A 15,391-nucleotide genomic window follows, 5' to 3' on the forward strand; every position below is an offset into this window, starting at 1 on the left:
ACAAGTTGCGGACGACGATTCTGGAGACTCGCACAGGACTTCAGATCGCAGTATATTGACCCTATGCGACTGCCCCTCACCCTGCCCCGCCTTCTGCTGATTGCCGCTTTGGCAGCCACACCGACAATCTTCGTGCCCTGGCACTCTGCCCATGCGCAGGATGCCGATGATGCGGAAGCTGAACAGGATGCGGAAGAATCTGCCAAAAAGGCAGAAGCCCGCAAGGCTGCCAAACGTGCAGCCCCTCCTTCAGCCCTGCCCGGTGCAGAAGCCGCAGATGACGACGCAGGTCATGCGCGTGTGGACACGAACCCGACGACAGCTCTCTTCGACGCCATCAATCGCGGCTCGCTGAATGCGTCCAAGGAAGCCTTGAATCGCGGTGCTGACATGAATGGCCACAACATTCTTGATCAAACCCCGCTGGACATGGCGATTGACCTGAACCGCAAGGACATCATGTTCCTGCTGCTTTCCATGCGGACCTACAATCCGGACGGGCGTCTGGAAACGAGCGTTAAGGATAGCGGCGTGCAGATGAAAGGTGGCAGCGGTCACCTGACAATCGGCGGCAAAGCCTCGACAGCAACCCGTGCGGCGCCTTCTCCTCATTTCGATGAAAAGGGCGGTACCGCTGATCCGGCATCCGGCTTCCTTGGATTTGCAGGACGCTGATTTCCTAACGTTTTAAAAACAGAAAAGGCCGGAAGGAGAGTTCTCCTTCCGGCCTTTTTTATAATCTGTTTTTCAGAGCGGAAGAGTGCTTAGCCGACGTTACGCAGGGCAACGCTTTCCTGGCGCAGAATATCAATCGGCACCATTTCTCCGTCCCGCTCAAAGAACCAGAATGTCCATCCATTGCAGGAAGGCGCATTGGTCAGCATTGCGCCCAACTTGTGAATGGAACCACGCTGATTGCCCGATACCAGCGTGCCATCTGGCGTGACCGTTGCCTTCAGACGCTTCTGACGATCATACAGTGCCGTTCCCGCAGGCAAGACACCCGTTTCCACGAAACTCCCGAACGGGATCCGTGGAATGTCACGTTTGGCAGGCGTAACAGCGACATGCTCGGACGTCAGACGTTCCTCGCGGGCAACCCGCTCACGCGCAGCCTTGACATAATCGGGGTGACGTTCAATTCCGACGTAGTGACGCCCCAGTCGCTTGGCCACCGCAGGTGTCGTGCCACTGCCACAGAATGGGTCAAGCACGACATCCTCAACATTCGTGGAAGCCACCAGCACACGATGCAGAAGGCTTTCCGGCTTCTGCGTCGGATGCAGCTTCAAACCGTGTTCGTTCTTGAGGCGCTCGTTCCCCGTGCACAACGGCAAGTACCAGTCCGATCGCATCTGAAGGTCGTCGTTCAGCGCTTTCATGGCCTGATAATTGAAGCGATAACGGCTCTGCGGGCTCTTGGCAGCCCAGATCATCGTTTCATGAGCATTCGTAAACCGGCGCCCACGAAAATTCGGCATCGGGTTGGATTTGCGCCAGATAATGTCGTTCAGGATCCAGAACCCAAGATCCTGAAGAATGGCACCGAGACGAAACACGTTATGATAGGAGCCGATCACCCAGATCGTGCCGTCCTTGTCCAGAATACGATGTGCTTCTGACAGCCACTCACGCGTGAATTTGTCGTACGCCGAGTAATCGTCGAACTTGTCCCAGGCATCATCGACGCCATCAACAACAGTTTCGTCCGGGCGACGCAGTTCGCCACGAAGCTGAAGATTATATGGCGGATCGGCAAAGATGCAGTCCACGCTGCCATCCGGCAGGGTCTTCATCGTCTCCACGCATTCACCACGCAGGATCTGGTCCACTGGGAGTTCGCCGGTCATGCTGCGTGTGCCTCTGCTTCAATCATGTTTCGAATAGGCGCAAATCCGCGCCTGTGATGGGGCGTCACACCCTGTGTTTTCAGGCCGCTCATATGAACAGCGGTGCCATATCCGGCATTGCGCTCCCATCCATAGGCATCATGCCGAACGGCAAGACGGGCCATCAGGCGGTCTCGTGTAATTTTTGCGATAATAGAGGCTGCCGCGATGGAGAGGCTGATGCCATCTCCACCAATCACCATCTGAATGGGACAGGGCAGCTTGGGCGCGTGCTTGCCATCAACCAGCGCGAGATCCGGCATGCGATCCAACCGGTCCAACGCTCGTCTCATGGCCAGGTGGCAGGCCTGCGCAATGTTGATCTGTTCAATTTCCGTGACGGATGCTGCGCCCACCCCAATCAGGATGTTCGGCGCCTGCATCAGCAGGTCATAGGCGACCATACGACGCTTCGCTGTCAGTTTCTTGGAATCATCAAGAAGGCGCGAAAGCGTTTCATCAGGGGGAGAGGTGAACGCAACGGCTGCTGCGACTACAGGTCCAGCCAGAGGACCACGCCCGACTTCGTCGATCCCGACGACCAGCCCGCCATGGGCCGCTTCAAGGGCGTAATCTGGCATTCCTGAACTTCTCCCCGACCAATCCGGTCAATCAACTGACTACCGAATCGGTTTTGAATCATGGCGACTCGAAAGGGAAGCCCAAAAATGGGTTATTTTTCAGAATAAGTTGTCAAGTGTGCCTCGAAAGACTCTTTCTCGTGCCTTTCAGAGGTTTTCCTGCTCGCCGTCGCCTTCCGCGGGGTCTTGGGGAGCACTAGTCACATGGTGACCGTGCTTCACCTGTTGCTGTATTTCCGGCCAACGGCTGAGGGTGTCACCGATGTTGAACACGAGCAGCACAAGGCTCACGACAAGAAGCGATCGGCCTCGTCCGGTGATCTGACGGCGGCGCCAGAAATATCCAGGCAGGAAAAGCCACCACCAGAACCCCGGCGGTGTCGCGCCTGTTTCCCGGATCGAGTTCCGATCCATGAAAAACGCCGTAAAGAACAGACCCAACACCAGAAGGCTGACCACGGACATCGTGTTCATACGGTCGGCTTCTGCCACGTGCCGCCAGTCCATGATGTAGAGCGTTACACGTCCCATGATCCATGGACCAACAAGTAGCGCCCAGGCCCAGTGCTCTGAAATTTCTGCGGAAGGACGCACAAGTCCGGTCAATGGCGATACCAGCCCGGCGGACGACGCCGGACGCCAGGAATCCCCAAAGGTTGACGTCCAGACCAGCGTCTCCGGACGAATCCGCTGCTGCATGATCAGACGCAGAATTTCTTCACGGGATACGGGCCCTGTCTGCTGCCCGTTATTCTCGTAAAACCATTCCATAGAAAAAGCCTCCCGGATTACTCCGGGAGGCTTCTAGCACACGAAGTAATGCGTGTGTGAAATCAGCTGCTCTTGCGACCGAACAGCAGGCCGCCAACAATCATGCCAACGACGGTGGCAATGACGATGGAGATAAGCGGACGGTCCTGAACGAACGCCGTAGCAGCTTCAAGCTTCGTTTCACCTTCGTCATAAAGATCGGCGAATTCCTGCTGAGCCATACCCGAAAGCTGGTCAAACTTGCCCTCTGCCTGCGTGGCAGTGTCACCCGTCAGACCACCAACGCCGTCCTTGACCTTGCCCTTGACTTCATCAAGAAGGCCCTCGGCCTTTGTACCTGTCGTATCAGCCATGTCTGTATCTCCTTATCCGGATATGATCCGTTCCTGCCTTAAACGGCCCACGGACCATCGGGTTTCCATAAGGATATGGTGCGAGCGTGAAATGAAGCAAGAGAGAGATTGCCTTGAAAAGCAATCCCTTAGCCTTCCATGTTTCAAATTCGTTGCTGAACCTGAACAGGATTTAAGGTCCCGTCATGGCAGCATTGCATTCGCTGCACTATAAGAGAACAACTGACGGAAGGATGCCGTTTCTCAGGCGCATCCATGCCAAAAAGCTGTACGGGAAAGACAGGACCACTATGGACGAGCAGACGGCCGGACCCAGCGACCGCCACCAGAGCATCAACGCCCAGTCCCCCACACCAGCCCGACGCCCCCGCCGTCGCTGGCTGCTATGGGGCACAATTGTTCTGGTGATTCTGCTGATCCTTTTTGCAGTCCTGCGGACGCATGGATCTCATTCCGGAAAATCGCGCAAAAACGGCGCAGCGGGCGATACGCAGCCTGTTGCTGTTGCCACGGTGCATACAGGCGACATGCCTGTGATCCTGCAACTGATTGGCACCGTCGTTCCCGTAACGAACGTAACAATTACCCCCCGCGTGGATGGTCATATTCTTGATGTTTATTATCAGGAAGGCCAGCACGTTAAAAAGGGCGATGAACTGGAGCTGATTGATCCACGTCCGTACGAAGCAATTCTTGCCCAGTACAAAGGAACACTTGCAGCTGACCGCGCCCAGCTTGAAAAGGCCCGCGTGGATAATGCCCGTTACCAGAAGCTGATCCGTCAGAATTCAACATCCGCGATGACGGCCCGGGATCAGGAATTCACGGTTCAGCAACTTGAAGGCACTGTGAAGTTCGACGAAGCCAACGTCCATAATGCTGAATTGAACGTGATGTACTGTCACATCATTGCCCCGGTTGATGGCCGCGTCGGTATCCGTGTGCTCGATAAGGGCAACTATGTCTCCGCTGGCCAGTCCGGCGGCCTGACAATCCTGACACAGATGGAGCCAATCTCCGTTATCTTTACTGTGCCGCAAAACCAGATTGGCCCGGTTGCTGACCGTCTGCGTGAAGTTCAGGAACTTCCGGTCGAAGCCTGGAACAGTGATAACACCCAGAAAATCGCTACCGGCACCGTGAAGGCGCTGGACAGCCAAATCGACACGTCCACCGGCACGGTCCGTATGCGTGGCATTTTCGCCAATGAAGACGAACGGCTGTTCCCGAATGAATTCGTGAATGCCCGCCTGCTCGTCAATACACTGCACAACGTTCTTATCGTGCCGGGTAATGCGCTTCAGACCGGCCCGGACGGACAGTTCCTTTATGTTGTGCAGCCGGACATGACTGTGAAGGATCTTCCGGTCAAAGTTGGCGAGACGGACGACAGCAACGCCGTCATTCTGTCCGGTGTGAAAGCTGGTGATCGTGTCGTGACTGATGGCGTGAGCCATTTGCGCCCGGGTCAGAAAATCTCGATCCCTGACACTTCCGCTCCCACGACACAGAATGCTGCAGCTGAAGCCAAAACGGCCGAGACCCATCATCGCCATAGCAATGGTCAGCAAAGCACTGATGCCGCCAAGCGTGGCAATGATCCGTCCGCAGCCGATGTCACCGGCAATCACTGACCGCTCACAGGGAACAGCAAGACCGTGAATCCGTCCCGCCTGTTCATCGAGCGTCCGGTTGCCACCAGCCTCCTGATGTTCGCCATCCTGCTGAGCGGACTGCTCGGCTACCACTTCCTGGCAGTCTCAGCACTGCCACAGGTTGAATATCCAACCATTACGGTCTCGACCTATTACCCGGGCGCCGGACCAGACGTGATGAGCACGTCCATCACCGCTCCGCTTGAAACGCAGCTTGGGCAGATGCCGGGCCTTGACCAGATGACGTCTCAGTCTTCTGGCGGGGCGTCGGTCATCACTCTGCGCTTTGGCCTCGACATGTCCATGGACGTGGCCGAGCAGGAAGTTCAGGCCGCCATCAACAACGCGACATCGTTGCTGCCAACAGATCTGCCAGCACCTCCGATTTATGCGAAGGTCAATCCGGCGGATACTCCGGTCCTGACACTGGGTATCACGTCGAAAACCCTGCCGCTCCCGGAAGTAGAAGATTACGTCAACACGCGCCTTGAGCAGAAGATCAGCCAGATCTCCGGCGTGGGGCTCGTCACGCTGTCTGGTGGTAATCGCAAAGCGTATCGTATTCAGGTCAACATCCCGAAGCTGACATCATACGGCATCGCGATCGATACGCTGCGGACCATCATCACAACGGTGAACGTCAACTCCCCGACGGGCACATTTGACGGCCCCAAGCGCTCTACGTCCCTGCGCATTGATGGGCAGATCAAGTCCGTCGATCAGTTGATGGACCAAATCATTGCCTATCAGAACAGCGGCCCGATCCGCGTTCGCGATGTGGCTACTGTCGTCGAAGGCGCAGAGAACACTCAGTTGGCGGCATGGTCGAACAAAACCCCTGCCCTGATTCTGAATGTTCAGCGTCAGCCCGGCGCCAACGTGATTGGCGTGGTGGACAATGTTCTTCGCATCCTGCCCCAGCTTAAGCAGGACCTACCCCCTGGCATCGAAATCACACCGCTGACAGACCGGACAACAACCATCCGCGCCTCTGTTGACGATGTTGAATACGAGCTGGGTCTGTCCATGCTGCTCGTGGTCGGCGTCATTTTCGTCTTCCTGCGCAATGTCCCTGCCACCATCATTCCCAGCCTGTCGGTCCCGCTTTCGCTGGTGGGCACCATGGCGGCGATGTACCTACTCGGGTTCTCGCTCGATAACCTGTCGCTGATGTCCCTCACCATTGCCACGGGCTTTGTGGTGGATGACGCCATCGTGGTGATCGAGAACATTGCCCGCTACGTGGAAGCTGGCGAAGACCGTTACACCGCTGCCCTGAAGGGTGCCGGCGAAATTGGCTTTACCATCATCTCGCTAACGGTTTCGCTGATCGCAGTGCTCATCCCACTGCTGTTCATGAAGGATGTCGTGGGACGCCTGTTCCACGAATTCGCCATGACGCTCTCCATCACGATCGTCATCTCGGCCATCGTATCCATTACGCTGGTTCCAATGATGTGCGCGCGGATGCTGACGGATACGCACGCTCCGTCCAAGAGCCGTGGAATCTGGGGCCGCCTCTCCGATGGCACCGAGCGTGGCATTAATGGCATGATTGCCTTGTATGGCCGCTGGCTGGACGTGGTTCTGCGGTTCCGTGGCCTGACGCTTCTGGTCACGCTCGGAACAATTATCCTGACGGGCGCACTGGCCTACACAATCCCAAAAGGCTTCTTCCCAACGCAGGATACTGGCGTTGTGCAGGGCATTTCCGTCATGTCGCAGGCCATTTCCTTCAATGGCATGAAAGAACGTCAGGCCGCTTTGGGCGCCGAGATCCTCAAGGATCCGGATGTAGCCAGCATCTCCTCCTTTGTGGGAATTGACGGTCAGAACATGACGCTGAACGTCGGTCGTTTCCTGATCAATCTCAAGGCGCGGGACGAGCGCACCTCCGACCTGTCGACCATCCTTCAGCGTCTGGGCCAGGTCGGCCAGAATGTCATCGGAACGCAGCTGTTTGTTCAGCCGATTCAGGATCTGTCTCTGGATTCCTCGATTTCGGCCACACAATACCAGTTCATGCTTGAGAACCCGGATTACGACACCTTCAAAACCTGGGTTCCAAAAATTGTCGACGCGCTGAAACAGGAGCCTTCCCTGTCGGATGTCACGTCCGATTTGCAGGCTGAAGGTCTGGTTGCCCAGCTCTCGCTCGATCGTGCAACGGGTGCGCGTTATTCCATCACACCGCAGACGGTCGATAACCTTCTGTATGACAGTTATGGCCAGCGTCAGATTTCAACGATCTACACGCAGGCCAACCAGTACCGCGTTATTCTGGAAGCGCTTCCAGACCTTCAAAACGACCTGACGTCCCTCAACCAGTTGTACCTGCCGGGGATTTCATCCGAAGCAGGCAGCAGCACCTCCGGGCCGACACGTCAGCCGACGTCCGGGTTGGTCCCGCTGAAGCAGGTTACGACAATCAGTCATAGCCTTGCCCCCCTCCTCATCAGTCATTACGGCCAGTTCCCAGCCACGACGATCTCTTTCAACGTCTCGAAAGGGTATTCGCTTGGTGCGGCAACAAGTGCCATTGAACGGGTTGAAAAGCAGCTTGGCCTTCCTCCCGCATTTGAAACTGCGTTCCAGGGCACAGCCGCAGCTTTTCGCTCGTCTCTGACGAACGAAGTCTGGCTTGTTATGGCTGCGGTCATCGCGGTCTATATTGTGCTGGGTATTCTCTATGAGAGCTTCATCCACCCCATCACCATCCTGTCCACGCTGCCATCCGCTGCTATCGGCGCGCTGATTGGCCTGTACCTGTTCGGTATGGACCTCGACATCATGGGGATCATCGGCATCGTGCTGCTGATCGGCATTGTGAAAAAGAATGCCATCATGATGATCGACTTCGCCCTCGAGGCTGAGCGACTGGAAGGGCACACACCGCTCGAAGCCATTCGTCAGGCAGCCCTCCTGCGTTTTCGTCCAATCCTCATGACGACACTGGCCGCCCTGTTCGGTGCCCTGCCTCTCATGCTGAGCCATGGCGTCGGCTCCGAACTGCGCCGCCCCCTCGGCGTGGCGATTGTGTGTGGCCTGATGCTGTCACAGATGCTGACCCTGTTCACCACTCCGGTCATCTATCTGTTCATGGACGGCATCGGTCGTAAGACAAGGACGCTCATGCAGCGCTATCACGCAGGCCGGGCGCAAACTCCAAGCACCCACAGCAACCCGTGAAGCTGATCCGCCTTTTCGTCATGCGGCCAGTTGGAACGATCCTTCTGGCCGTCGCGCTCCTGATCGGCGGCATCCTGGGCTATTTCAGCCTACCCGTCGCCGATCTGCCGAACGTGGACTTCCCGGTCATCATGGTGATGGCGAACCAGCCTGGCGGTTCTCCCTCCGAGATCGCCAGTACAGTCGCAGCACCGCTGGAGCGACATCTGGGCGCGATTTCAGGCGTGACGGAGATGACATCTGAATCAACGGTCAATCAGACGCGCATTACTCTTCAGTTTGACCTCTCCCGCGACATTAATGGTGCCGCACGAGACGTCGAAGCTGCACTCCAGGGCGCACGCCAGGATCTTCCCTCCACTCTGCGCACAAACCCGACTTACGACAAAGCCAACTCCAACGGCCCCCCGGTTGTTGCACTGACGCTGACGTCCAGCACACGGACGCCACAGGAGCTTTATGAGTTTGCCAGCAACGTTCTGATTCAGCAGCTCAGTCAGGTTGAGGGCGTCGGCGAAGTCGAAATCCGCGGCAGTTCCCTCCCTGCGGTTCGCGTAGAACTAAATCCCCTCCGCCTGTTCCGCTATGGCATTGGTTTCGAAGATGTTCGCGCGGCACTTGCATCGGCCAACGCTCACACACCGAAGGGTTTTATTGACTCCCACGGCACGCGTCTCATGCTGTCCACCAACGATCAGGCCAGCAAGGCCGTCGATTATCGTGGGCTTGTCGTCGCCTATCGTGACAGCCAACCCGTCCGCCTGACAGATGTCGCGGAAGTCAATGACAGCGTTGAAGATCTACGCCAGACAGGCTTCCTCAATGGTCAGCGCGCCATCATCTGTACGGTGTTCACACAGGGCGGCGCCAACGTCATCAAGACGGTTGATGGTATTCGCAAGCGCCTTCCCATTCTCCAGTCGGCAATGCCGGGCAACACCCATATCAACGTCCTGATTGACCGATCCAAGACAATCCGCGCGTCCCTGAATGATACGAAACAGACCCTCATCATAGCCGTGGTGCTGGTCGTCGTCGTTGTGCTGCTGTTCCTGCGCAGCGTGTCCGCCATTCTCATTCCAGCGATTGTCGTCCCCATTTCGATCATCGGAACGTTTGGGGTGATGTCACTGCTGGGTTATCAGCTCGACAATATGTCTCTGATGGCCCTGACAATCTCCACCGGTTTCGTTGTGGACGATGCCATCGTCGTTCTTGAGAACATCACCCGCTACATGGAAATGGGTCATGAGCGGATGGAAGCCGCCATCCTTGGGGCCAGCGAAGTTGCCTTCACGGTTCTATCCATCACCGTGTCCCTGATTGTGGTTTTCGCTCCCATCATGTTCATGGGGGGCATTGCGGGTCGGCTATTCCATGAATTCGCGATGGTAATGGTCATTACCCTGACCATTTCCATGGTTCTATCCCTTTCCCTCACCCCGATGCTCAGCGCACTGATCCTCACCTCTGCGCCAGCCTCCTCAAAGGGTTTCTGGGGCAGAATTGGCTCCCTGCTCGAACGCATGATCGACCGGGTCGCGAAAGGCTACGAGCAGTCGCTAGGATGGAGCCTCCGGCATCCGTTCCTGATCGTCATGTCTCTGCCGGCCACCCTGATTTTGGCTGGTGTTCTCTTTGTGAAAATGCCCAAGGGCTTCTTTCCCTCTGAAGACACCGGTCAGTTGATGGGGCGTCTGGTCGCCGACCAGTCCGTGTCCTTTCAGTCTCTGAAAGACATCACGGCTCACGCCATGAAGGTTGTAGCGGCAGACAGGGATGTCGCGGGCGTTATGGGCGGTGCCGGCGGGCGTTCAGCCAATTCTGCCAATCTTTTCGTTGCTCTGAAATCCAAGGAAGAACGTAAGGACGATCTGGCCGCCACGGTGCAACGCATCAACCGGGCCTTTTCCAACGTTCCAGGCGCGCAGCTCCGTCTGATGGCCCCCGGTGCCGTCCGTATAGGTGCGCGCTCAGGTGACGCAGCCTATCAGTATTCGCTGGAAGGTCCGTCGGCCGAAGATCTCTATGAATGGACGCCGAAGATTGTCTCGGCACTCTCAAAAATTCCTCTGCTGATGGATGTTTCATCCAATGTGGAAGAAGGCGGTCAGGCCATTGCCATTGCGATCAACCGCGATATGTCCTCTCGGTATTCCATCACGCCCCAGCTCATTGCCAACACACTTTACGATGCGTTCGGACAGCGCTCAGCTTCTGTTATTTACGGAAATCTGAACCAGTATCATGTGGTGATGGAGGTCGCTCCGCGATACTGGGAAAGCCCCGAAACGCTAAAACAGATGTGGGTGAGTGCCTCTGGCGGAACAGCCGCAGGTGGCACGTCTTCGAACAACCTGCGTGTTCGAGCCGACACCACAACCAGCACGCTCTCGCAAAGCGAGCAGTCCTACATTAACTCCGTGGCCAATGCTCTGGCTGGTGGAAAATCTGCGTCCAGTGGTGCCGCCGTCGCAACAAGCGTTTCCAACATGGTGCCGCTATCGGTGCTTGGATACCAGCGCGCAACAAACACGGCCCTGACGGTCAACCATGATGGCCTCTCGGTTGCAACGACCGTGTCTTTCAACCTTGCCCCAGGAGCGTCCCTCGGGCCTGCCGTGCAGGCCGTTGAAGCCGCTATGGTCAAACTGCATGTTCCACCGACCATTCACGGTGGGTTTGCTGGCAACGCCGCTGCCTTCCAGAAGTCTGTCAGTGATGAGCCTCTGCTGATCCTTGCGGCTCTTGCTGCGGTCTACATCGTTCTGGGTATGCTTTATGAGAGCCTCATTCATCCCCTGACGATCCTGTCCACGCTCCCTTCCGCTGGCGTCGGCGCCCTTCTCGCCCTTCAGTTATTTGGGCAGGAGTTCTCACTCATGGCGATGATTGGTGTCATTCTTCTGATTGGCATCGTCAAAAAGAACGCCATCATGCTGATCGATTTTGCGCTCGTGGCGCAACGTGAAGGCGCGACAGCTTTTGAGGCTATCCAACAGGCGAGCGTTCTGCGGTTCCGCCCAATCCTCATGACGTCTCTGGCCGCAGCCTTTGGTGCCGTGCCCCTCGTCTTCGGGAATGGATATGGCTGCGAACTCCGCCGCCCGCTTGGCATCGCCATTCTGGGTGGCCTGATGGTCAGCCAGCTTCTTACGCTCTACAGCACGCCCGTCGTGTTTTTATACCTCGATCGTTTCGGAAAAATGCTCGGCCGCGCCCGACATCACTTTGCCATTCTGCTTCACATCTCGCCCCGGGAAACGGAAATCTGATGACCGTCCTTCGTATGCCTTCCCTGCGTACTCTTCTGCTGGGAGCCGCAGCCCTGCCTTTCCTGAGTGGGTGCATGGTCGGACCGAATTACCATCGTCCTTCGGCAGTCATTTCTCCGCATTTCAAGGAAGTGCCTCCCCCAGCCGGCTGGAACAAGGCACGCCCGGATCTGGTGCAGATGCCCAAAGGCGACTGGTGGACCATTTTCAATGATCCGCTTCTCAATGATCTGGAAGAACGGATCGCAACGTCCAATCAGAGCCTGAAGGAATACGAAGCGCAGTATCGCAAAGCAGCTGCGACAATCGATTCCATCAAGGCAAGCCTGTACCCCACACTGAGCGGGAATTTCAGCTTCAACAGAAATTCACAGGGCAGCAGTGCCTCCAGCACGAGTGGCGGCTTCACATACACCTCGTCGCAGTCCTACACGAGCAACACCTGGGCAACTGGCCCATCTGCCAGCTGGACAGTTGACGTTTGGGGCAAGGTACGTCGGCAAGTGCAGCAACAGGTCGCCGCGACGCAGGGCGACGCCGCACTGGTTGCCAGTATGCGCTTGTCCTACCAGCTGACACTGGCGCAGGACTATTTCAGCATGCGCTATCAGGACAGCCTGATCGATCTCTACACGCGCAACGTGGGTCTATACCGGGATAATCTCAAAATCCTTGAGAACCAGCTTGAGGCCGGTGTTGCAGATCCAACAAGCGTTCTTCAGGCCCGGTATCTGCTGCAATCCACCGAAGCCAGCCTTGCCAATGCTCATATCGCTCGCGCACAGTATGAGCATGCCATTGCAGTGCTGACCGGTCGAGCACCGGCAGATGTCACTATCGCTGCGGCACTGCTGCCCAAGGAGATTCCAGCAGCCCCGGTAGCCGTTCCGTCCATGATTCTCGAACGCCGGCCAGACGTCGCTCAGGCTGAACGGAACATGGAAGCCTATAACGCAGAGATCGGATATGCGATTGGTGCCTTCTTCCCGGAAATCACGCTTTCTGCGTCTTATGGATACAGCGGCAACCCGCTCCAGCAGCTGATCCAGACGGCTACGCGCACCTGGGGCCTGGGTGCTGCAGCCACGGAAACGATCTTCCAGGGCGGAGCTAGAACAGCGGCTGTCCGTGAAGCTGAGGCAGATTACGATAATGCGGTTGCCACATATCGACAGACCGTTCTGGCCGCCATGCAGGACACGGAAGACCAGATGTCCAACCTGCACTATCTCGATCAGCAGCTAGGACTTCAGAATCAGGCTGTTGCGAGTGCCGAGGCCGCCGTACGAGTATCCATGAACGAATATCTCGCCGGGACCCAGATTTATACGACCGTCATCACGGCACAGCAGACTGCCCTTCAATATGAAGAAAGTCAGCTGAGCATCCGTCAGCAGCAATTCAATGCGGAAGTTGCTCTGCTGACAGATCTTGGCGGCGGCTGGAATTCCAAAGACCTGCCGACAAAAGCCTCTCTTCAGACAGACAATCCGTTGCTCCCGTCCTTTATCCAAAAAGACAAGAACGGGCGCTAAAAAAAAGGGCGGGATCTTGAAGATCCCGCCCTTTTTTATGGCCTCTTCAGGCAAAAGATGCAGCTCTTAGAGAGCGTGCAGTCCGGCAACACCAGCCAGGATCGCCAGAACGGCCAGCACCAGGAAGATAATGAAAAACAGCTTGGCGATACCTGCGGTCGCGGCAGAAATGCCCGAGAAGCCGAACACGCCAGCAATGATGGAAATGATAAAGAAAACGATAGCATAGTGCAGCATGGGACATGATCCTTGAATTATAGGTCGTGGTCATGTCGTAACGTCATGCGCCTCAGGAAGGTTTCTTTCCTGAAAAAAGAGTACGTGCGAACAACAGACCGCTGAGAAATGCCGAAAACAGCAAGAACAACGGCTGATCCACCATCAGATCAGCCACAACTGCCCGACTTTCTTTTAAGAACGAGCAAATATTTTTCTTTGCACGGGTGCAGTCGACGACCCGCCCAGCCCCATCCTGCAAGGACGGCACGCTCTCATCCAGATATGACGCCAGATCCGCATCCATAGTTTTCAACTCCAAAACCATTTCATCCACGACATAAGAAAACAGGGGCAGCTCGATAACGAACCACCCCTGCTCTTTTACTGCTTAACAACGAAGATGTGACAGATCGCTCTTAGTGACCGACAGTCGTACTCACTTCGCCCCGGGCCGTAGCTTCTTCTGTGTAACGACGAGCCTCAGGAGAAATCTTGAGGGCAAGCGTCATACCAGCAGACGCAAGGTAGATCACAGCAAATGTCCAGATCACATAGCTCATGCCCGGACCGAAAACCGCTCCACAGAACGAGACGATTGCCGGACCAACCCATGTCGAGGCACCTGCGCCGAGACCCAGAATGGACAGAGCTGCAGCTTTTTCACGTGGGCAAATCTGCGGCATCAGGCCTGAAAGCGGCACGAAGGCAGCGACCGTTGCACCATAGAAAATGCCCGCTGCGGCAACCGCCCAGAAATTTCCCGGGTACCAGATTGGCACATAGTAAAACAACGGAATGGCAATGAAGCCGCCGATACCACCGAAGACCGACACTACGAAACGATGCCCCAAAGTGTCAGCAATCATGCCGGAGACAAGGTTAAACAGGATGTTGCTAAGGAAAATCAGCGACAGCAGGTTGAGCCATTGTTCGAGGCTGAAGTGAAGCTGGTCCACAAAGAACGCTGGCATGATGGCAAGGAAAGCGTATTCCGAAGACGTATCGATAATACGGACAATGCCAGCAATCGTCGTCTTGGGTTCACGCCACATGATGCTGAGTGAGCCAAAGAAAATATCTTTGGTGGGCACGTGATCAGGCAGAAGACGCTTCTTGCCCGTAGGCTCGTGCGTAAACAGCAATGCGACGAGGCCACCGATAATCACCAGACCCAGTGAGCACCAGAACGTTTTGAGTTCACCAAGATATGGGATCGTGTAGCGTGCAAACTGGGAGCCAAGTGTCGGCAGCCCCGCAGAGAAAGAGAACCAGAACCATCCAGCAGCCGATCCAAGCATGGCAGCCGGGGTGGCGGCAGCAATCCACACGAGGAAACCGTATGCGAACAGCGGATAGGCAAATCCACGCAGCGCATAAAAGAGAAGGATCATAGGCCCGCTATTCGGACCAAGCCCGAATGTCAGGAAGCAGACTTCCAGAAGAGCCCAAAGGATCAGGCCGATCCACATGACCTTTTTGGGGCCCATCAGATCAGACAGAGGCCCGGAAAACCAGGCGGCAATCATGACCGTGATGCCGTAAAGAGTGAAGAGTTCGTTGACGAACCCTTGGGAGTGGCCGTGGTGCAGCATGTAGGTGTCGAGATATCCGGCTTCGACACCGTCTCCCACCATGAATAAAAGCTGACCAACAAAAGCCCAGAAAAGGGCGCGTGGGATGCCAAGAATTTCCGCTAGTCCGCGTTTAGGTGCGGCTGTTTCGGACATTTTCATGCTCTCCAGGCATAGGCGCGTCACGAACCTGCTTCGACCTCATTGCCGAAACAGATATGGGAGGCGTCGTTGCGGGCCCTACGAGAGTGCTCGGACCCGTTTCTCAAAATTATGCAGGACAGCGAGGCCAACAGATTGTCGACCTTCAGAAAAAGAGACACCCTCCCCGCCCTGACGGGCGGGAGAAAAAC

General features: G+C 56.2%; 12 protein-coding genes. 5 read left to right on the forward strand and 7 right to left on the reverse strand.

The window, feature by feature from the left end; genetic code table 11:
* Positions 1–63 precede the first annotated feature (63 nt).
* On the forward strand, positions 64–675 hold the full coding sequence (locus tag KP707_RS11920; RefSeq protein WP_099213186.1) for an ankyrin repeat domain-containing protein: 612 nt from the start codon (positions 64–66) through the stop codon (positions 673–675).
* Positions 676–764: 89 nt separating this feature from the next.
* Here the strand turns inward: KP707_RS11920 and KP707_RS11925 are convergent, their stop codons facing one another.
* The 4 genes from KP707_RS11925 to KP707_RS11940 form a co-directional block, all read right to left on the reverse strand.
* Positions 765–1,850, reverse strand: a complete 1,086-nt coding sequence (locus KP707_RS11925) for a DNA methyltransferase (protein ID WP_046901202.1) — start codon at positions 1,848–1,850, stop codon at positions 765–767.
* Positions 1,847–2,470 carry a ribonuclease HII gene (locus KP707_RS11930; protein WP_211503292.1) on the reverse strand — a complete coding sequence of 208 codons (624 nt, stop codon included), beginning with the start codon at positions 2,468–2,470 and terminating at the stop codon, positions 1,847–1,849. Before KP707_RS11930 ends, KP707_RS11925 begins: the two co-directional genes overlap by 4 nt.
* 147 nt (positions 2,471–2,617) lie before the next feature.
* Positions 2,618–3,241 carry a DUF4339 domain-containing protein gene (locus tag KP707_RS11935; RefSeq protein WP_086632958.1) on the reverse strand — a complete coding sequence of 208 codons (624 nt, stop codon included), beginning with the start codon at positions 3,239–3,241 and terminating at the stop codon, positions 2,618–2,620.
* A gap of 62 nt (positions 3,242–3,303) precedes the next feature.
* Positions 3,304–3,594 (reverse strand): CsbD family protein, encoded by a 291-nt coding sequence (locus KP707_RS11940; protein WP_046901199.1) that lies wholly within the window; start codon positions 3,592–3,594, stop codon positions 3,304–3,306.
* 290 nt (positions 3,595–3,884) lie between these two features.
* Here KP707_RS11940 and KP707_RS11945 point away from each other — a divergent pair, with 290 nt between their 5' ends.
* From KP707_RS11945 to KP707_RS11960, 4 genes are read left to right on the forward strand one after another with little or no spacing between them, the layout of a single operon-like run.
* Positions 3,885–5,228 carry an efflux RND transporter periplasmic adaptor subunit gene (locus KP707_RS11945; protein ID WP_099213183.1) on the forward strand — a complete coding sequence of 448 codons (1,344 nt, stop codon included), beginning with the start codon at positions 3,885–3,887 and terminating at the stop codon, positions 5,226–5,228.
* Positions 5,229–5,252: 24 nt separating this feature from the next.
* Positions 5,253–8,438 (forward strand): efflux RND transporter permease subunit, encoded by a 3,186-nt coding sequence (locus tag KP707_RS11950; RefSeq protein WP_064275032.1) that lies wholly within the window; start codon positions 5,253–5,255, stop codon positions 8,436–8,438.
* The gene (locus tag KP707_RS11955) at positions 8,435–11,713 is read left to right on the forward strand and encodes an efflux RND transporter permease subunit (protein WP_211503290.1); all 3,279 of its coding nucleotides are present in this window, start codon (positions 8,435–8,437) and stop codon (positions 11,711–11,713) included. Before KP707_RS11950 ends, KP707_RS11955 begins: the two co-directional genes overlap by 4 nt.
* Positions 11,713–13,248, forward strand: coding sequence for an efflux transporter outer membrane subunit (locus KP707_RS11960; protein WP_211503289.1), 1,536 nt, complete (start codon positions 11,713–11,715; stop codon positions 13,246–13,248). The genes KP707_RS11955 and KP707_RS11960 overlap by 1 nt, the downstream gene beginning before the upstream one ends.
* A gap of 66 nt (positions 13,249–13,314) precedes the next feature.
* Here KP707_RS11960 and KP707_RS11965 read toward each other — a convergent pair whose 3' ends face one another.
* The 3 genes from KP707_RS11965 to KP707_RS11975 form a co-directional block, all read right to left on the reverse strand.
* Entirely contained in the window at positions 13,315–13,485 is a 171-nt protein-coding gene (locus KP707_RS11965) for a DUF1328 domain-containing protein (RefSeq protein ID WP_007282750.1), read from the reverse strand.
* Between the two features lie 52 nt (positions 13,486–13,537).
* Positions 13,538–13,771 (reverse strand): hypothetical protein, encoded by a 234-nt coding sequence (locus KP707_RS11970; RefSeq protein WP_099213180.1) that lies wholly within the window; start codon positions 13,769–13,771, stop codon positions 13,538–13,540.
* Between the two features lie 112 nt (positions 13,772–13,883).
* Positions 13,884–15,200: an MFS transporter gene (locus KP707_RS11975; RefSeq protein ID WP_174694847.1), complete on the reverse strand. Its 1,317-nt coding sequence runs from the start codon at positions 15,198–15,200 to the stop codon at positions 13,884–13,886.
* Positions 15,201–15,391 lie beyond the last annotated feature (191 nt).

The organism is Gluconobacter sp. P5E10, assembly GCF_018812145.1.
In the GTDB taxonomy this organism is placed as follows: Bacteria; Pseudomonadota; Alphaproteobacteria; order Acetobacterales; family Acetobacteraceae; genus Gluconobacter; species Gluconobacter cerinus.